The organism is Burkholderia sp. MSMB1826 (assembly GCF_001526325.1).
GTDB lineage: Bacteria > Pseudomonadota > Gammaproteobacteria > Burkholderiales > Burkholderiaceae > Burkholderia.
The window spans coordinates 676,026-694,553 of the sequence record NZ_LOYN01000022.1; the positions used below are offsets into that span (position 1 = coordinate 676,026).

Below are 18,528 nucleotides of genomic sequence, written 5' to 3' on the forward strand. Positions count from 1 at the left end.
GCGTACAATAGTGGACTTTTGCACGTCCTCACCCGCCTTATGTCCTCGCCCACCCTGTTCGAATTCTTCGCCCCCTGCCCGCGCGGCCTCGAAGCGGCGCTTGCCGCCGAGCTGGCCGAAATCGCCGGCCGCCACCTGAACGGCGCGCCGTTCACCGCGGGCGCGCAGGTGCCGGGCGGCGTCCATTTCAGCGGCGGTTGGGCCGCCGGCATGGCCGCGAACCTCCATTCGCGGATCGCGAGCCGGATCCTGCTGAAGATCGCGCACCGCGCGTACCGCAACGAGCAGGACGTCTATGCGCTCGCGCTCGAGCAACCGTGGGAACGCTGGTTCGCGGCCACGCAGACGCTGCGCGTCGACATCACCGCGATCAAGTCGCCGCTGAAGAGCCTCGAATTCGCGACGTTGCGCGTGAAGGACGCGATCTGCGACCGGATGCGCGACAAGACCGGCGCGCGCCCGAGCATCGACACCGGTGCGCCGGACGTGCGCGTGTTCGCGTTCCTGACGGCGGACGAATGCACGCTGTACCTCGACACGTCGGGCGAGCCGCTGTTCAAGCGCGGCTGGCGTCTCGACAAGGGCGCGGCGCCGCTGCGCGAGAACCTCGCGGCCGGCATCCTGCGCCTGACCGGCTGGACGCCCGGCACCGCGCTGTACGACCCGATGTGCGGCAGCGGTACGTTCCTCGCGGAAGCCGCGCAGATCGCGCTCGGCGTGGCGCCCGGCGTCGAGCGCCGGTTCGGCTTCGAAAAGCTCAAGCAGTACGACATCACCGCGTGGCAGGGGCTGAAGGTCCCGGCGCTCGACGCGAAGCGCGCGGCGCGGGCCAGGCGCGGCGACGCGCTCGGCGTGTACGGCAGCGACATCTCCGGCGACATGCTCGAGAAGGCGCGCGCGAACCTCGAGCGCGCGGGCGTGCCGTCGGTGTGGCTCAAGCAGGTCGATGCGCGCGGGATGACGCCGCCGTGCGACGGGCCGGGCATCCTCCTCGCGAACCCGCCGTACGGCGAGCGGATCGAAGTGCGCGGCCGCAGCGCGCGCGGCGAGGTGCGCGAAACCGGCCGCAACCGCGGCAACGACGACGCATTCCGTCGCACGCACACCGACGCGCCGGACAGCGAGTTCTTCAACGCGCTCGGCGATGCGCTGAAGCAGCGCTTCACGGGCTGGCAGGCGTTCCTGCTGACGTCCGACCGTTCGCTGCCGGGCCAGTTGCGCCTGCGCGAATCGGCCAAGACGCCGCTGTTCAACGGCGCGCTCGAATGCCGGCTGTTCCGCTTCGACCTGATCGCCGGCAGCGTGAAGGCACGCGCGGCCGCGCCGGAGGGCGACGCGTAAGCCATCCGTGCGCTTGCGCAAGCCACGACGTGCAGGGGCCGCCATCGCGGCCCCTGTGCTTTTCCGCTGCCGGTCAATGCTTCGACTGCGACCAGCGCGCCATCGTAAACGGCAGTGCATGCCCCGTCTCGAGCAGCGTCTTCAGGCTCGACAGCACGACCGGCCAGCCGCCGCGAATCCCGCGGTCCATCTCCGAACCGGGCACCAGCCCGTCGTGCGTGACGGTCAGCTTCACGACGCCCTCGTGCGGCTCGACCAGATAGGTCACGCGCGATTCCTCGCCCTCCCCCGACGGCGTGCGCCACGTGACGACCAGCCGGCGCGGCGGATCGTGCTCGACCACTTCGCCGACGATGTCGACCCGCGACGGATCGTCGTAGTCCTGATGTTCCCACCGCGAACCCGGCCGCCAGTCGGGCGACGCGTTGCGATGCCGCACCCAGTAGTCCTTCGTCAGCTCGGCATTGGTCAGCGCGTCGAACACGCGCTCGGGCGTGGCCGCGATGAAGGTCACGTACACGAAATCGGGATTACCCATTGTCGTCTCCCGTGTCGCGGGGCGCTTCCAGCCCCCGCTTGAGGTCCGCCAGCGCCTGCAGGCGCTGACGCTCGAACTTGCCGATCCAGCGTTGCGCGATGTCATGGATCGGCACCGGATTCAGGTAATGCAGCTTCTCCCGACCGCGCCACGTCGTCGCGACGAGGTTCGCGGCCTCGAGCAGCGCGAGATGCTTGCTCACGGCCTGCCGGCTCATCGCGAGCCCGTCGCACAGCTCGGACACGGTCTGGCCGTTTTTTGCGTACAGCAGATCGAGCAACCGACGGCGCGTGGCGTCGGCCAGTGCCTTGAAAACGAGATCCATGCCGCTCCCGGGTCGATGGCCTTATTATGCAACCGAATGGTTGCATGTCAAGGGTGACAACTCTACTGACAATACGGTGTCAGCAGCCCGCGATCACACTGCAATCCCGGCGCAATGCAGGCTGGTTTTCCCATCGAATCCGCATAACAACGCAACACAAGGAGCTCGTCATGACGTCAGCAACCGCCACTGCAACCCTGGAACGCGCGATCGCCTGGTTCGACATTCCGTCCCTCGATTTCGACCGCGCGATCCGCTTCTACGAAACCGTGCTGCAAACCACGTTGCAGCGCAAGGTCATCGGCGGCGTGCCGATGGCGACGTTCGATCGCGACGCATCGAGCACGGGCGGCAGCATCGTGTTCGATCCGCAGCAGATGAAGCCGAGCGCGAACGGCGTGCTTGTCTACCTGAACGCCGGCGAATCGGTCGTCGCGGCGCTCGAACGCGCGAAGCGCGCGGGCGGCGTCGTGCAGGGCTCCGTCGTCGAGCTGCCGAACAACTACGGCTACGTCGGCTACCTGATCGACACGGAAGGCAACCGCGTCGGCCTGCACGCGCCGAAATGCCACTGAGCGCAGCGGCCAGCGGGCTCGCGCGGCGCTATCATCGCGAAGTCCCCGTAGCCAGAGGAATCGAGGTGCCGTCATGACCCGCCGTGCCGACCGCCTGTTCCAGATCGCCGAGCTGTTGCGCGGGCGTCGCCTCACGACCGCGCAACAACTGGCCGACTGGCTGTCGGTGTCGCCGCGCACGGTCTACCGCGACGTACGCGACCTGCAACTGTCGGGCGTGCCGATCGAAGGCGAGGCCGGCATCGGCTACCGGCTGAACCGCAACGCGAGCCTGCCGCCGCTCACGTTCACGGCCGAGGAGCTGGCGGCGCTCGCCACCGGCGCGCGCATGCTCGAGACCTGGGGCGGTGCGCGCTTCGCGAGCGGCGCGCGCTCGGCGCTCGCGAAGATCGCGTCCGCGATGCCGGCCGACAAGCGGACCGCGCTCGACCGGCTGCCCGTGTTCGCGCCGTCGTTCCACATCGACGCGACGTTTTGCGCGAAGGTCGACGCGATCCACCAGGCGATCGACACGCGCCACATCGTCAGCTTCGACTATCGCGACCGGCTCGGCGCGCATTCGCAGCGTCGCGTCTGGCCGCTCGGGCTCGTCTACTGGGGCGGGCGCTGGACGATCGGCGCGTGGTGCGAGCTGCGCGACGATTTCCGCACCTTCGACATCGCGCGGATGGGCGACATCACCGTGCACGAGCAGTTTCCGGACATGGAGGGCCGGCGGATCGCCGACTACATGCGGATCGCGGAAGCGCCGATGCGCTGACGCGGCGCGGCGGCGAGCGCGCGGTCGCGTCGAGCGGGTTCTTCGCGGCCGGGCTCAACCGGTGTGCGTCGCGACGGGCGGCTATGCGTGCCCGATCGATCCGGCCGACCGCGTGCGCGACACGGTCACCGCCTGCGTCGCACGCCTCGTCGCACCATGAAAAAGGCCCGGCCGGCTTGTGAACTGCACCGGTCGGGCCCGTCCGCGGCCGCGACGCCCGCGCATCGAAGCGGGCGCCGCGTGCCGGCGCCTGCGTTACTCGACCGCCTTCACCATGTCCTCGATGACCTTCTTCGCATCGCCGAACACCATCATCGTCTTGTCCATGTAGAACAGGTCGTTGTCGAGACCCGCGTAGCCGGCCGCCATCGAACGCTTGTTGACGATCACCGTGCGCGCCTTGTACGCCTCGATGATCGGCATCCCCGCGATCGGCGATTTCGGATCGTTCTTCGCGGCCGGGTTCACGACGTCGTTCGCGCCGAGTACGAGCACCACGTCCACCTGGCCGAATTCGCCGTTGATGTCCTCCATCTCGTGCACGATCTCGTACGGCACTTCCGCTTCCGCGAGCAATACGTTCATGTGGCCCGGCATCCGGCCGGCGACCGGGTGGATCGCGTACTTCACGTCGATGCCCTTCTCGACCAGCTTGTCGGTCAGCTCCTTCAGCGCGTGCTGCGCACGGGCGACGGCGAGCCCGTAACCCGGCACGATCACGACCGATTCCGCGTTGCCGAGCATGAACGCCGCGTCGTCGGCCGAACCCGACTTCACCGGCCGCTGCTCCTGCGCGCCCGCCGCGCCGCCGGCCGCCGCTTCCCCGCCGAACCCGCCGAGGATCACGTTGAAGAACGAGCGGTTCATCGCGTGGCACATGATGTACGACAGGATCGCGCCCGACGAGCCGACCAGCGAACCCGCGATGATCAGCATCGCGTTGTTCAGCGAGAAGCCGATGCCGGCCGCCGCCCAGCCCGAGTACGAGTTCAGCATCGACACGACCACCGGCATGTCCGCGCCGCCGATCGGGATGATGATCAGCACGCCGAGCACGAACGCGATCGCCGTCATGATGATGAACGGCAGCCAAGCCTGCGTGATGAAGAACAGGATGCCGAAGCCGAGCATCGCGATCGCGAGCATCAGGTTGATCAGGTGCTGGCCCGCGTACACGACCGGCGCGCCCTGGAACAGCCGGAACTTGTACTTGCCCGACAGCTTGCCGAACGCGATCACCGAACCGGAGAACGTGATCGCGCCGACGAACGTGCCGATGAACAGCTCGACGCGGTTGCCGTACGGGATGAAGCTCGACGACACCGCGTCCTGCGGCACGAGCCCGAACGCTTCCGGCTCCGACACCACCGCATACGCGATGCACACGGCCGCGAGACCGATCAGCGAGTGCATGGCCGCGACGAGTTCCGGCATCTTCGTCATCTCGACGCGCGCGGCGACGAACGCGCCGACGCCGCCGCCGACGATCAGCGCGCCGAGCACGAGCGCGAGGCCGAGCGGCAGGTTCGCGCCGAGCCACGCGGCCTGCTTGACGATCAGCGCGATCGTCGTGAGGATCGCGATGGCCATCCCGACCATCCCGAACAGGTTGCCGCGCCGCGCGCTCTTCGGATTCGACAGGCCCTTCAGCGCCTGGATGAAGCACACCGACGCGACGAGGTACAGCAGCGTAACGACGTTCATGCTCATCGCGCGCCCTCCTTGCCGCCCTCGACGCGCTTGGGCTCCTTCTTGCGGAACATCTCGAGCATTCGCCTCGTCACGAGAAAGCCGCCGAACACGTTGACGGCCGCGAGCGCGACCGCGAGCGTGCCGAAGAACTTGCCGGTCGCGCCGACGGTGAGCGCCGCCGCGAGCATCGCGCCGACGATCACGATCGCCGAGATCGCGTTGGTCACGGCCATCAGCGGCGTATGCAGCGCCGGCGTGACGTTCCAGACGACGTGGTAGCCGACGTACACCGCCAGCACGAAGATGATCACGTTGATCACCGTGTGATTGATGACTTCCATGGTCTCCTCCGTTATTTGCGCGTGACTTCACCGTCGCGGCACAACAGCGTCGCGGCGACGATGTCGTCGGTCAGGTCGATGTTCAGCGCGCCTTCCTTCGTGACGATCAGCTTCGTGAAGTCGAGCAGGTTGCGCGCGTACAGCGCCGACGCGTCCGACGCGACCATCGACGCGAGATTCGTGTAGCCGGCGATCGTCACGCCGTCGTGCACGATCACCTGGTCGGCGACGGTCAGCGGGCAGTTGCCGCCCCGGCGGCCGTCGATTTCCGGGCCGCGGCCGGCCGCGAGATCGACGAGCACCGAGCCGGGCTTCATCGCCCGCGCGGTGTCGACCGAGATCAGCGTCGGCGCCGGGCGCCCGGGAATCAGCGCGGTGGTGATCACGATGTCGGCCTGCCTCGCCCGCTCGTGCACGAGCGCGGCCTGGCGGCCGAGCCACGACGCCGGCATCGGGCGCGCATAGCCGCCGACACCCTGCGCGGCTTCGCGCTCTTCGTCGGTTTCGAACGGGACGTCCAGGAATTTCGCGCCGAGCGACTCGATCTGCTCCTTCACGGCCGGCCGCACGTCGGACGCCTCGATCACCGCGCCCAGCCGCTTCGCGGTCGCGATCGCCTGCAGGCCCGCGACGCCCGCGCCGAGAATCAGCACGCGCGCCGCCTTCACGGTGCCCGCGGCCGTCATCAGCATCGGCATGAAGCGCGGATACAGCGACGCGGCCACCAGCACGGCCTTGTAGCCGGCGATGTTCGCCTGCGACGACAGCACGTCGAGACTCTGCGCACGCGTCGTGCGCGGCGCGGCCTCGAGCGCGAAACCGGTCACGCCGGCCGCGGCGAGTTTCGCCGCCTGCTCGCCGTTGAACGGCTCGAGCATGCCGATCAGCACGGTGCCGCGCTTGAGCAACGGCAGTTCGGCATCGGTGGGCGCCTGGACCTTCAGGACGAGATCGGCGTCGAACGCGGCCGACTGGTCGGTCAATTCGGCGCCGACGGCCGCATAGGCTTCGTCGGGATAGCTGGCTGCGCTGCCGGCCCCTTTCGCGATACTGACGCGATGGCCGGCCGCCGCGTACTTCTTCACGGTTTCCGGCGTCGCAGCCACACGCGCCTCGTTGGCCCGCGTTTCAGCAGGCACTCCAATATGCATCGTCAGTTCCTCCAGTCATTGTCAGTATTTCTTTTCTTGCGATCTTTACTGCGCAACGAGCCGGACAGGCTGACTTACCGGCTCACGAGCAACGGCTTTCACGCTGCACTTTAACCGAAAGCGATGGTCGCGCCAGCACTTTCCGCACGACCGTGCTCGAATGCGACAGGCGCTTGGCCCGCGCCGTCACGCAGCGTCGCCACGCAGCGCCGGGACGGGCGATCCGCGAGGGTCGGATCGCTTGACGAACGGCCGGCGGCGGACGACCGGCAGCGTTCGGGCGCAACCGGTAAAATGCCGAACCATGAAACCCGAAATCTGGACCCCGCATGTGACGGTCGCCGCGCTCGTCGAGCGCGCCGGCCGCTTTCTCGTGATCGAGGAAGAAACCTCGACGGGCCTGCGCATCAACCAGCCGGCCGGTCATCTCGAAGCCGGCGAAACGCTGGCCGACGCCGTGATCCGCGAAACGCTCGAGGAAACCGCGCGCCCGTTCACGCCCGACGCGCTCGTCGGCGTCTATCTCGCGCATTACGATCGCCCCGGCAGCGCCGGCGCGACCTACCTGCGCTTCACGTTCTGCGGCACCGCCGGCGAACCGGTCGCGGGCCATGTGCTCGACGACGGCATCGTCCGCACGCTGTGGATGACGGCCGACGAACTGCGCGCCTGCAGCGAGCGCCATCGCTCGCCCGCGGTGATGCGCTGCGTCGACGACTATCTCGCCGGGCGGCGCATTCCGCTCGATTTCGTGCACACGCACTCGGTCGCCCCGCGCCCCGAGGCATTCGAACGTCAGGCGGTCGGCAAATGAGCAAGCGCCGTGTAGTGGTGGGCATGTCGGGCGGCGTCGATTCGTCGGTGACCGCGTGGCTGCTGAAGGAACAAGGCTACGACGTGGTCGGCCTGTTCATGAAGAACTGGGAAGACGACGACGACGGCGAGTACTGCTCGACGCGCCAGGACTGGATCGACGTCGTGTCGGTGGCCGACCTGATCGGCATCGACGTGGAAGCCGTCAACTTCGCCGCCGAATACAAGGACCGCGTGTTCGCCGAGTTCCTGCGCGAATACTCGGCCGGCCGCACGCCGAACCCCGACGTGCTGTGCAACGCCGAGATCAAGTTCAAGGCGTTCCTCGACCACGCGATGTCGCTCGACGCGGAAATGATCGCGACCGGCCACTACGCGCGCGTGCGCGAGCGCGACGGGCGTTTCGAACTGCTGAAGGCCTTCGATCATACGAAAGACCAGTCGTACTTCCTGCACCGGCTGAACCAGGCGCAACTGTCGAAGACGATGTTCCCGCTCGGCGAGATCCCGAAGACGAAGGTGCGCGAGATCGCCGCGCAGATCGGGCTGCCGAATGCGAAGAAGAAGGATTCGACCGGCATCTGCTTCATCGGCGAACGGCCGTTCCGCGATTTCCTGAACCGCTATCTTCCGACGAAACCCGGCCCGATGAAGACGCCCGACGGCAAGGTGGTCGGCGAGCACATCGGCCTCGCGTTCTATACGTTCGGCCAGCGCAAGGGCATCGGCCTCGGCGGCAGCAAGAGCGGCAGCGGCGAGCCGTGGTTCGTCGCCGCGAAGGACATCGCGTCGAACACGCTGTACGTCGTGCAGGGTCACGATCATCCGTGGCTGCTGTCGCGCGAGCTCGTCGCCGGCAACGTGAGCTGGGTCGCCGGCGAGCCGCCGGCGGACGGCTTCGCGTGCGGCGCGAAGACGCGCTACCGGCAGGCCGACGCGGCGTGCAGGTTCGGCCGGGCCGCGGACGGACGCTTCTCGCTCGCGTTCGACGACGCGCAGTGGGCCGTCACGCCCGGCCAGTCGGCCGTGCTGTACGACGGCGAGATCTGCCTCGGCGGCGGCATCATCGAGTCCGCGGCCACCGGCCAACCCGGTCAGGCTGCACCGGCGGGCCGCGCACCGGCGCTCGCCGAAGCACGCTGACATCCATTCGGTTTAGACTTGCGGCACGCCGCGCCCGGCGGAACACGATTCCGCCACGGCCGGTGTGCCGCCTTCGCAGCGCACGCATGGCGGTATCTCAAGATTCTTATGGAGTCCCCATGCTTTCAAGACGCTACCTCGCGATGTGGTGTGCCGTGCTGCTGCTCGTCGCAGCGGCCGCGCTCGCGTCGGCCCACGTTCTTTCCTGGCTGTGGATCGTCATCCCCATCGCCCTCGTCGCGCTCGGCCTGTACGACCTGAACCAGGACCGCCACGCGATCCTCCGGAACTACCCGCTCTGGGGCCACTTCCGCTTCCTGTTCGAATTCATCCGACCTGAAATCCGCCAGTACTTCGTCGAGGACGACACCGACGAAAAGCCGTTCTCGCGCGCGCAGCGCAGCCTCGTCTACCAGCGCGCGAAGAACGTCGCGGACAACCGTCCGTACGGCACCGAGCTGAACGTGAAGGCCGTCGCGCACGAATGGATCAGCCATTCGCTCGCGCCGACGAAGCTGCCGAGCCACGACTTCCGCATCCGCGTCGGCGCGAATCGCGCGCAACCGTACGACATTTCGATCTTCAACATCTCGGCGATGAGCTTCGGCTCGCTGTCCGCGAACGCGATCCGCTCGCTGAACCTCGGCGCGAAGAAAGGCGGCTTCGCGCACGACACCGGCGAAGGCTCGCTGTCGAAGTACCACCGCGAGCACGGCGGCGACATCATCTGGGAAATCGCGTCCGGCTACTTCGGCTGCCGCAACGACGACGGCACGTTCAACCCCGACAAGTTCGCGAAGCAGGCGGCCGATCCGCAGGTCAAGATGATCGAGGTGAAGCTGTCGCAGGGCGCGAAGCCCGGCCACGGCGGCGTGCTGCCGGCCGCGAAGATCACGCCGGAAATCGCCGAGACGCGCGGCGTGCCGATGGGCAAGGACTGCATCTCGCCCGCGACGCACTCGGAATTCTCGACGCCGCGCGGGCTGCTCGAATTCGTCGAGCGGCTGCGCACGCTGTCGGGCGGCAAGCCGACCGGCTTCAAGCTGTGCATCGGCCATCCGTGGGAATTCTTCGGGATCGCGAAAGCGATGCTCGAGACGGGCATCGTGCCCGACTTCATCGTCGTCGACGGCGCGGAAGGCGGCACGGGCGCGGCGCCGCTCGAATTCACCGACCACGTCGGCGTGCCGCTGCAGGAAGGGCTGCTGCTCGTGCACAACACGCTCGTCGGGATCGGCGTGCGCGATCGCGTGAAGCTCGGCGCGAGCGGCAAGATCATCACCGCGTTCGACATCGCGCGTACGCTCGCGATCGGCGCGGACTGGGTGAACTCGGCGCGCGGCTTCATGTTCGCGGTCGGCTGCATCCAGGCGCAGCACTGCCACACCGACCGCTGCCCGACCGGCGTCGCGACGCAGGACCCGGTGCGCCAGCGCGCGCTCGTCGTGCCCGACAAGGCCGAGCGCGTGTACAACTTCCACCGCAATACGCTGCATGCGCTGCAGGAACTCGTGCAGGCGGCCGGCCTCGCGCATCCGTCCGAGCTGCGCGCGCATCACATCGTGCAGCGGGTCGCGCCGCACGAGGTGCGGCTGATGTCGCAACTGCTGAAATACCTGAAGCCCGGTGCGCTGCTCGACGGCCAGACCTGCGGCTTGTCCCTGTACGACAAGTGGTGGCCGATCGCGCGCAGCGATTCGTTTGCGCTCGGCGAAGCCGTGTACGCGTCGATCGAGTGACGCGCGCGGCCCGCGCCGGCGTTGGCCGGCGGCCGGCGCCGCAAAAAGAAAAGCGCCCCGCGGGGCGCTTTTCTTTCGTCTGCCGAATGCGTGAAGGCCGGGCCGCGGCTCAGTTCTGCGGCAGCGTATCGGCGAACGACTGTCGCTGCTGCAGCTTCACGAAGTGCTTGTCGAGGTTCGGGTGGCGATCGCGCCAGTCGAGCTCGGGCATCCGGAAATCGAGATAGCCGAGCGCGCAACCGAGTGCGATGTCGGCGAGCGTGTAATGATTGCCGACGCACCACGTCTTGCCGCCGAGACCCTGCGACATCGCGACGAGCGCGTCGTCGATCTTGCGTTGCTGGCGCGCGATCCAGCTCGCGCTGCGCTGCCCTTCTTCCCGCAGCGTGTGTTCGAGACGGATCGCGACCGCCGCGTCGAGCACGCCGTCGCCCAGGGCTTCCCAGCAGCGCACTTCGACGCGCTCGCGGCCCGACGGCGGAATCAGCTTGCCGACCGGCGACAGCGTATCGACGTATTCGCAGATCACGCGGGAATCGAACACCGCGGCGCCGTCCTCCATCACGAGGCACGGGACCTTGCCGAGCGGATTCGATGCATGAATATCCGTCTCCGGCGCCCACACGTTCTCGAGCTCCAGCTTGTAGTCGATCTTCTTTTCAGCAAGCACGATCCGCGCCTTTCGGACGTACGGGCTGCTGAGCGAACCGATTAATTTCATCATCTGCCTTTTCAAGGGAACCGCCGAGAGTATACGTTGTCGCCGATCATAACCGGCACGCGCGGCCGGGTAGAAAATCGCCCGTCCGGCCTGTGGATGGTTTGCAACAACCGCCGCGCGGGCCTTGGCCGGAGCGGCTTGCGGCCCCACCCTCACGCACCGCGTCGCGCGGCGCTACAATCGCACGATGAATGCGCCCCTCGATACCGCCATTGCCGTCGACGTCTACCGCCAGCGCCGCGAACGCGTGCTTGCCGCACTGCGTGCCGCGGGCGGCGGCGTCGCCATCGTCCCCACCGCGCCGGAAATGCTGCGCAACCGCGATACGGCCTACCCGTACCGGTTCGACAGCTACTTCCATTACCTGACGGGCTTCACCGAACCGGATGCCGTGCTCGTGCTGAACGCGGCCGCGCCGCACGGCGCGCCGGAATCGATCCTGTTCTGCCGCGGCAAGAACGTCGACCGCGAGATCTGGGAAGGCTTTCACTACGGGCCCGACGCCGCGCGCGACGCGTTCGGCTTCGATGCGGCATTCGCGGTCGACGTGATCGACACCGAAATGCCGCGCCTGCTCGCCGATGCGGGCACCGTGCACTACCGGTTCGGCGCATCGGCCGACTTCGAGCGCCAGCTCGCAGGCTGGATCGACGCGGTACGCGCGCAGGCACGCACGGGCGTCGCCGCGCCGGACGCGCTGCTCGACCTCACGCCGCTGCTCGACGACATGCGGCTCGTGAAGGACGAACACGAACTCGCGATCATGATGCGCGCCGCGCACATCTCCGCGCTCGCGCACCGCCGCGCGATGCAGGTGTGCCGCCCCGGCATCCGCGAATACGAGCTCGAGGCCGAGCTGCTGTACCTGTTCCGCAAGCACGGCGCGCAGGCGCCCGCGTACGGTTCGATCGTCGCGGCCGGCGCGAATGCGTGCGTGCTGCACTATCCGGCCGGCAACGCGGCCGCGCGAGACGGCGACCTGATCCTGATCGACGCCGCCTGCGAACTCGACGGCTATGCGTCGGACATCACGCGCACGTTCCCGGCCAACGGCCGCTTCTCGCCCGCGCAGCGCACGCTGTACGACATCGTGCTCGCCGCGCAGCAGGCCGCGATCGACGCGACGCGCGCGGGCGTGCCGTTCGAGGCGCCGCATGACGCAGCCGTCCGCGTGCTCGCGCAGGGGCTGCTCGACACCGGCATCATCCCGAAAACGCGCTTCTCGAACGTCGACGACGCGATCGCCGAGCGCGCGTACACGCGCTTCTACATGCATCGCACCGGCCACTGGCTCGGGATGGACGTGCACGACTGCGGCGACTACCGCGAGCGGCTCGCCGCGCGCGACGCCAACGGCGCGCTGCCGTGGCGCACGCTGAAAGCCGGCATGACGCTCACCGTCGAGCCCGGCCTGTACGTGCGCGCGGCCGACGACGTGCCGCCCGAATACTGGAACATCGGCATCCGCATCGAGGACGACGCGATCGTGCGCGAGCACGGCTGCGAACTGATCACGCGCGACGTGCCGGTCGCGGCCGACGAGATCGAGGCGCTGATGCGCGAGGGCGCCGCGCACGGCGCGTGAGCGGCCGCGTGCCGCCGGCGACTGCCTGGACCGCTTGAACCGCTTCGACTGCCAACACCGTTTCACGAACCCTGATGACGACCGCTTCCCCCTCCGCCACGCCGGATTACGACCTCGCCATCGTCGGCGCGGGCCCCGTCGGGCTCGCGCTCGCCGGCTGGCTCGCGCGCCGCAGCGCGACGCAGCATGCCTCGATCGCGCTGATCGATGCGCGCGACCCGGCCGCGAGCGCGAACGACCCGCGCGCGATCGCCGTGTCGCACGGCAGCCGCGTGCTGCTCGACACGCTCGCATGGCCCGCCGACGCCACGCCGATCGAACATATCCACGTGTCGCAGCGCGGCCATTTCGGCCGCACGCTGATCGACCGCGACGAGCACGCCCTCGCCGCGCTCGGCTACGTGGTGCGCTACGGCTCGATCGTGCAGGCGCTCGCGAACGCGGTGCGCGGCACGCGCGTCGACTGGCTCACGTCGACCACCGCGCGCGCGCCGCAGCAGGACGCCGACGGCGTCGCGCTGACGCTCGACGGCCCGCAAGGCGAGCGCACGCTGCGCGCGCGCATCGTCGTCAATGCCGAAGGCGGGCTGTTCCACGAACAGCAGGCCGATACGGCCAAGCATCGCCGCGACTACGGACAGACCGCGCTCGTCGGCACGGTCACGGTATCGGCGCCGCGCCCGAACGTCGCGTGGGAACGCTTCACGCACGAGGGCCCGCTCGCGCTGCTGCCGCTCGGCGGCCCGCGTCAGGCCGATTACTCGCTCGTCTGGTGCTGTACGCCCGACGAAGCGGCGCGACGTGCCGCGCTGCCCGACGATGCGTTCCTGCGCGAGCTCGGCAGCGTGTTCGGCGAACGCATGGGCGAATTCGTCGCGATCGCCGGGCGCGCGTCCTTCCCGCTCGGCCTGAACGCCGCGCAGACGCTCGTCAGCGGCCGCGTCGCGATCGTCGGCAATGCCGCGCAAACGCTGCACCCGGTGGCGGGCCAGGGGCTCAACCTCGGGCTGCGCGATGCGCACACGCTCGTCGACGCGCTGTCCGCACAAGGCTTCGAAGCGACCGCGCTCGCGACCTTCAACGCGCGCCGCGCGCTCGACCGGCGCTTCACGATCGGCGCGACCGACACGCTGGCGCGCCTGTTTACGATCGACTCGGGCCCGCTGCCGCTGCTGCGCGGCGCCGCGCTCACCGCACTCGAGTTCGTGCCGCCGCTCAAGAAGGCGATCGCGCGCCAGATGATGTTCGGCCAGCGTAGCTGACGCGCGGCACACCGCACGGCGCGTCCGGGCAAATCAGGCAAACCGGGTCAAATCGGCGGGGCATGGGAATACGGTAAAATGCCCGCTTTCCGTCTTCCCTTCCCCTGCCCGCGCTCGTCGCGGGCGGCGCCATTGCGATGCCCGTTATCGGCTCTCACGTATTGCGTAACAACCTGTTCGTCGCCCCGATGGCCGGGGTGACGGATCGTCCGTTCCGCCAGCTGTGCAAACGGCTGGGGGCCGGTTACGCCGTGTCCGAGATGGTCGCGTCCAACGCGCAGCTGTGGAAAAGCGCGAAGACGATGCGGCGCGCGAACCACGAAGGCGAAGTCGAGCCGATCGCGGTGCAGATCGCCGGCGCCGATCCGGCGATGATGGCCGAAGCTGCCCGCTACAACGTCGACAACGGCGCGCAGATCATCGACATCAACATGGGCTGCCCGGCGAAGAAGGTCTGCAACGTCGCGGCCGGCTCCGCGCTGCTGCAGAACGAGCCGCTCGTGCAGCGGATCGTCGAGGCCGTCGTCGCGGCGGTCGGCACGGGGCCCGACGCGGTGCCCGTCACGCTGAAGATCCGCACCGGCTGGGACCGCGAGCACAAGAATGCGATCACGGTCGCGCGCCTGGCCGAAGCGGCCGGCATCTCGATGCTCACCGTGCATGGCCGCACGCGCGCCGATCTGTATCGCGGCGACGCCGAGTACGACACCATCGCGGCCGTGAAGGCGGCCGTGCGGATTCCGGTCGTCGCGAACGGCGACATCACGTCGCCCGCCAAGGCGAAGGCCGTGCTCGACGCAACCGGCGCCGATGCGCTGATGATCGGTCGCGCCGCGCAAGGCCGGCCGTGGTTGTTCCGCGAAATCGATCATTTCCTGCAAACCGGCGAGCTGCTGCCCCCGCCGCGGATCGACGAGATCCAGCACGTGATGAACGAACACCTGGAAGACCACTACGCTTTCTATGGCGAATTCACCGGCGTCCGTACTGCGCGCAAGCACATCGGCTGGTACACTCGCGGCCTTTCCGGTGCCAACGGGTTCCGGCACCGAATGAACACGCTCGATTCCACCCGCGAGCAGCTCGCCGCCGTCAATGCATTCTTCGAGGCGCAAAAGGCGCTGTCGGACCACCTCGTCTACGTCGACGACGAAGCGGAAAACAGCCAGGGCGAGTCGGACGACCATAACCAGTTAGCAGCATGAGCAAGCACAACATCGAACAATGTGTCCGCGAGAGCCTGGACGTGTATTTCCGGGATCTAGACGGCTCCAATCCGCACGACGTCTATGAAATGGTGATGTCCTGCGTCGAAAAGCCGATGCTCGAGGTCGTGCTCGTACAGGCCGGCGGCAACCAGTCGCTCGCCGCCGAGTACCTCGGCATCAATCGCAATACGCTGCGCAAGAAGCTGCAGCAGCACGGCCTGCTGTAGGCGGCCGTCCCGTCCCCGTTTCCCTGGCTATTGGTGGTTCCATCATGATCAAGCAAGCGCTCATTTCCGTTTCCGACAAGACCGGCATCGTCGACTTCGCGAAGTCGCTGTCCGACCTCGGCGTCAAGCTGCTGTCGACGGGCGGCACCGCGAAACTCCTCGCCGATGCCGGCCTGCCCGTGACCGAAGTGGCCGATTACACGGGCTTCCCGGAAATGCTCGATGGGCGCGTGAAGACGCTGCACCCGAAGGTGCACGGCGGCATCCTCGCCCGCCGCGACCTGCCCGAGCACATGCAGGCGCTCGAACAGCATGGCATCCCGACGATCGACCTGCTCGTCGTGAACCTGTATCCGTTCGTCGCGACGATCGCGAAGGACGACTGCACGCTCGCCGACGCGATCGAGAACATCGACATCGGCGGCCCGACGATGCTGCGCTCGGCCGCGAAGAACCACCGCGACGTGACGGTCGTCGTCGATCCGGCCGACTACGCGGTCGTGCTCGACGAAATGAAGGCGAACGGCAACACGGTCGGCTACCCGACCAACTTCCGCCTCGCGACGAAGGTGTTCGCGCACACCGCGCAATACGACGGCGCGATCACGAACTACCTGACGAGCCTGACCGACGAGCTGCAGCACGCATCGCGCAGCGCGTACCCGGCCACGCTGAACATGGCGTTCGACAAGGTGCAGGACCTGCGCTACGGCGAGAACCCGCACCAGAGCGCGGCGTTCTACCGCGACCTCGCGGCGCCGGCCGGCGCGCTGGCGAACTACCGCCAGTTGCAGGGCAAGGAACTGTCGTACAACAACATCGCGGATTCGGACGCGGCGTGGGAATGCGTGAAGACGTTCGACGCGCCGGCCTGCGTGATCATCAAGCACGCGAACCCGTGCGGCGTCGCGGTCGGCAACGACTCGGCCGACGCGTACGCGAAGGCGTTCCAGACCGACCCGACCTCGGCATTCGGCGGCATCATCGCGTTCAACCGCGAAGTCGACGAAGCGGCCGCGCAAGCCGTGGCGAAGCAGTTCGTCGAAGTGCTGATCGCCCCGTCGTTCTCCGACGCCGCGAAGCAGGTGTTCGCCGCGAAGCAGAACGTGCGCCTGCTCGAAATCGCGCTGGGCGACGGCCACAACGCATTCGACCTGAAGCGCGTGGGCGGCGGCCTGCTCGTGCAGTCGCTCGACGCGAAGAACGTGCAGCCGAGCGAGCTGCGCGTCGTCACGAAGCGTCAGCCGACCGCGAAGGAAATGGACGACCTGCTGTTCGCATGGCGCGTCGCGAAGTACGTGAAGTCGAACGCGATCGTGTTCTGCGGCAACGGCATGACGCTCGGCGTCGGCGCCGGCCAGATGAGCCGTGTCGATTCCGCGCGCATCGCGAGCATCAAGGCGCAGAACGCGGGCCTCACGCTCGCCGGTTCGGCGGTCGCGTCGGATGCGTTTTTCCCGTTCCGCGACGGCCTCGACGTCGTCGTGGCGGCAGGCGCGACTTGCGTGATCCAGCCGGGCGGCTCGATGCGCGACGACGAAGTGATCGCGGCGGCCGACGAGCACGGCATCGCGATGATCCTGACGGGCGTGCGCCACTTCCGTCACTGATCGCAGCATGCGGCCCGCGCGGCCGCTGCACGAAAACCCGGCGGCATCCCCTGCGCCGGGTTTTTTATTGCGCGGCGCCTTCGCGCCGGCCCGGGCGGCCGGCTTGCCGCACCATTCGTTGTAGTATCGCTGCATCACGCCATTCTCCTCACTCATGCGAATTCTCGGCATCGACCCCGGCCTGCGCGTCACCGGCTTCGGCGTCATCGACGTCAGCGGCCACCGGCTCGCCTATGTCACGAGCGGCGTGATCCGCACGCCGACAGCCGATCTGGCCACCCGCCTCGGCACGATCTTTCAGGGCGTCTCGACGATCGTGCGCGAACACGCGCCCGACCAGGCCGCGATCGAAAAGGTGTTCGTCAACGTGAACCCGCAGTCGACGCTGCTGCTCGGCCAGGCGCGTGGCGCCGCGATCTGCGGCCTCGTCGCGGGCGGGCTGCCGGTCGCCGAATACACCGCGCTGCAGCTCAAGCAGGCCGTGGTCGGCTACGGCCGCGCGACCAAGACGCAAATGCAGGAAATGGTCACGCGGCTGCTCAACCTGTCCGGCCAGCCGGGCTCCGACGCAGCCGACGCGCTCGGCATGGCGATCTGCCACGCACACGGCGGCAACACGCTCGGCACGCTGGGCGGCCTCGCGCCGGCGCTCGCGCAGAAAGGGCTGCGCGTGCGGCGGGGCAGGCTGGTCGGCTGACGCCGCCGCGCGCCGCGGCCCGGCACGTCGGCTCGACCGCGTTGGCGCCTTGACCGTCCTACCCGCGCCCGACATGCCCGCGACGCGCGCCGCTTCGGGCCGACGGACGCGCCCCATCGGCATCGCGCCGCGCGTGCGCTACACTCGCGCTTTCTTCCTCGCATCCCGTCCTCCATGATCGGTCGCATCGCCGGCATCCTGCTCGAAAAGAACCCACCTCATCTGCTCGTCGACTGCAACGGTGTCGGCTACGAAATCGACGTGCCGATGAGCACCTTCTACAACCTGCCGCAAACGGGCGAGCGCGTCGTGCTGCTCACGCAGCAGATCGTCCGCGAGGACGCCCACCTGCTGTACGGCTTCCTGACGCCGCAGGAACGCACGACCTTCCGCGAACTGCTGAAGATCACCGGCATCGGCGCGCGCATGGCACTCGCCGTGCTGTCCGGCATGAGCGTGCAGGAGCTCGCGCAAGCGGTGACGATGCAGGACGCCGCCCGCCTCACGCGCCTGCCCGGCATCGGCAAGAAGACCGCCGAGCGCCTGCTGCTCGAACTGAAGGGCAAGCTCGGCGCCGACCTCGGCGCGCTCGCCGGAGCCGCGTCGCCGTCCGACCACGCGACCGACATCCTCAACGCGCTGCTGGCGCTCGGCTACTCCGAGAAGGAAGGCCTTGCCGCGATCAAGAACGTGCCGGCCGGCACCGGCGTGTCCGAAGGCATCAAGCTCGCGCTGAAGGCGCTGTCGAAGGCGTAACGCGCGGTCGATCCGGCCGTCGAAGCCAGTGTCGCGCCGCCGCG

At 68.3% G+C, this 18,528-nt stretch carries 19 protein-coding genes; 13 read left to right on the top strand and 6 right to left on the bottom strand.

Annotation, left to right across the window (positions count from 1 at the left end; translation table 11 throughout):
* The first annotated feature begins 39 nt into the window (after positions 1-39).
* A complete protein-coding gene (locus WS95_RS15295) occupies positions 40-1,341 on the top strand; it encodes a THUMP domain-containing class I SAM-dependent RNA methyltransferase (protein WP_059824508.1) in 1,302 nt (433 codons plus the stop codon).
* A gap of 73 nt (positions 1,342-1,414) precedes the next feature.
* Here WS95_RS15295 and WS95_RS15300 read toward each other — a convergent pair whose 3' ends face one another.
* Entirely contained in the window at positions 1,415-1,879 is a 465-nt protein-coding gene (locus tag WS95_RS15300; RefSeq protein ID WP_034206439.1) for an SRPBCC family protein, read from the bottom strand.
* Positions 1,872-2,204: an ArsR/SmtB family transcription factor gene (locus WS95_RS15305; protein ID WP_059501009.1), complete on the bottom strand. Its 333-nt coding sequence runs from the start codon at positions 2,202-2,204 to the stop codon at positions 1,872-1,874. Before WS95_RS15305 ends, WS95_RS15300 begins: the two co-directional genes overlap by 8 nt.
* Positions 2,205-2,374: 170 nt before the next feature.
* Between WS95_RS15305 and WS95_RS15310 the strand changes: the two genes are divergently transcribed.
* Positions 2,375-2,779 carry a VOC family protein gene (locus WS95_RS15310; protein ID WP_059824510.1) on the top strand — a complete coding sequence of 135 codons (405 nt, stop codon included), beginning with the start codon at positions 2,375-2,377 and terminating at the stop codon, positions 2,777-2,779.
* Between the two features lie 73 nt (positions 2,780-2,852).
* Positions 2,853-3,539 (top strand): helix-turn-helix transcriptional regulator, encoded by a 687-nt coding sequence (locus WS95_RS15315; RefSeq protein ID WP_059501008.1) that lies wholly within the window; start codon positions 2,853-2,855, stop codon positions 3,537-3,539.
* Between the two features lie 255 nt (positions 3,540-3,794).
* Here the strand turns inward: WS95_RS15315 and WS95_RS15320 are convergent, their stop codons facing one another.
* Genes WS95_RS15320 through WS95_RS15330 form a run of 3 tightly spaced genes read right to left on the bottom strand, consistent with a single transcriptional unit; the run spans position 3,795 to position 6,723 of the window.
* Positions 3,795-5,249, bottom strand: coding sequence for an NAD(P)(+) transhydrogenase (Re/Si-specific) subunit beta (locus tag WS95_RS15320; RefSeq protein WP_006483443.1), 1,455 nt, complete (start codon positions 5,247-5,249; stop codon positions 3,795-3,797).
* Complete coding sequence (locus WS95_RS15325) at positions 5,246-5,572, bottom strand: NAD(P) transhydrogenase subunit alpha (RefSeq protein ID WP_006476884.1); 327 nt, start codon at positions 5,570-5,572, stop codon at positions 5,246-5,248. Before WS95_RS15325 ends, WS95_RS15320 begins: the two co-directional genes overlap by 4 nt.
* A gap of 11 nt (positions 5,573-5,583) precedes the next feature.
* Entirely contained in the window at positions 5,584-6,723 is a 1,140-nt protein-coding gene (locus WS95_RS15330; RefSeq protein WP_059824512.1) for a Re/Si-specific NAD(P)(+) transhydrogenase subunit alpha, read from the bottom strand.
* A 304-nt stretch (positions 6,724-7,027) separates the two neighbouring features.
* On the opposite strand from WS95_RS15330, the gene WS95_RS15335 reads away from it, so the two are divergent.
* From WS95_RS15335 to WS95_RS15345, 3 genes are all read left to right on the top strand, one after another.
* Positions 7,028-7,537: an NUDIX hydrolase gene (locus WS95_RS15335; protein WP_059779224.1), complete on the top strand. Its 510-nt coding sequence runs from the start codon at positions 7,028-7,030 to the stop codon at positions 7,535-7,537.
* Positions 7,534-8,679 carry a tRNA 2-thiouridine(34) synthase MnmA gene (mnmA, locus tag WS95_RS15340; protein WP_059824514.1) on the top strand — a complete coding sequence of 382 codons (1,146 nt, stop codon included), beginning with the start codon at positions 7,534-7,536 and terminating at the stop codon, positions 8,677-8,679. Before WS95_RS15335 ends, mnmA begins: the two co-directional genes overlap by 4 nt.
* A 119-nt stretch (positions 8,680-8,798) precedes the next feature.
* Positions 8,799-10,418, top strand: a complete 1,620-nt coding sequence (locus tag WS95_RS15345; protein ID WP_059824515.1) for an FMN-binding glutamate synthase family protein — start codon at positions 8,799-8,801, stop codon at positions 10,416-10,418.
* A gap of 109 nt (positions 10,419-10,527) precedes the next feature.
* Here the strand turns inward: WS95_RS15345 and WS95_RS15350 are convergent, their stop codons facing one another.
* On the bottom strand, positions 10,528-11,142 hold the full coding sequence (locus WS95_RS15350; RefSeq protein WP_027783574.1) for a glutathione S-transferase family protein: 615 nt from the start codon (positions 11,140-11,142) through the stop codon (positions 10,528-10,530).
* Between the two features lie 184 nt (positions 11,143-11,326).
* Between WS95_RS15350 and WS95_RS15355 the strand changes: the two genes are divergently transcribed.
* From WS95_RS15355 to ruvA, 7 genes are all read left to right on the top strand, one after another.
* Positions 11,327-12,724, top strand: coding sequence for an aminopeptidase P N-terminal domain-containing protein (locus tag WS95_RS15355; protein ID WP_059779219.1), 1,398 nt, complete (start codon positions 11,327-11,329; stop codon positions 12,722-12,724).
* A 74-nt stretch (positions 12,725-12,798) separates the two neighbouring features.
* Positions 12,799-13,986 (top strand): UbiH/UbiF/VisC/COQ6 family ubiquinone biosynthesis hydroxylase, encoded by a 1,188-nt coding sequence (locus WS95_RS15360; protein ID WP_034206430.1) that lies wholly within the window; start codon positions 12,799-12,801, stop codon positions 13,984-13,986.
* A gap of 137 nt (positions 13,987-14,123) precedes the next feature.
* Positions 14,124-15,191: a tRNA dihydrouridine synthase DusB gene (gene dusB / locus WS95_RS15365; protein WP_034206429.1), complete on the top strand. Its 1,068-nt coding sequence runs from the start codon at positions 14,124-14,126 to the stop codon at positions 15,189-15,191.
* Positions 15,188-15,421 (top strand): Fis family transcriptional regulator, encoded by a 234-nt coding sequence (locus tag WS95_RS15370; protein ID WP_006476892.1) that lies wholly within the window; start codon positions 15,188-15,190, stop codon positions 15,419-15,421. The genes dusB and WS95_RS15370 overlap by 4 nt, the downstream gene beginning before the upstream one ends.
* Before the next feature lie 44 nt (positions 15,422-15,465).
* Complete coding sequence (gene purH / locus WS95_RS15375; protein WP_034206428.1) at positions 15,466-17,031, top strand: bifunctional phosphoribosylaminoimidazolecarboxamide formyltransferase/IMP cyclohydrolase; 1,566 nt, start codon at positions 15,466-15,468, stop codon at positions 17,029-17,031.
* A gap of 154 nt (positions 17,032-17,185) precedes the next feature.
* On the top strand, positions 17,186-17,728 hold the full coding sequence (gene ruvC / locus WS95_RS15380) for a crossover junction endodeoxyribonuclease RuvC (protein ID WP_059779212.1): 543 nt from the start codon (positions 17,186-17,188) through the stop codon (positions 17,726-17,728).
* A gap of 174 nt (positions 17,729-17,902) precedes the next feature.
* On the top strand, positions 17,903-18,484 hold the full coding sequence (gene ruvA / locus WS95_RS15385; RefSeq protein ID WP_021162490.1) for a Holliday junction branch migration protein RuvA: 582 nt from the start codon (positions 17,903-17,905) through the stop codon (positions 18,482-18,484).
* Positions 18,485-18,528: the final 44 nt, after the last annotated feature.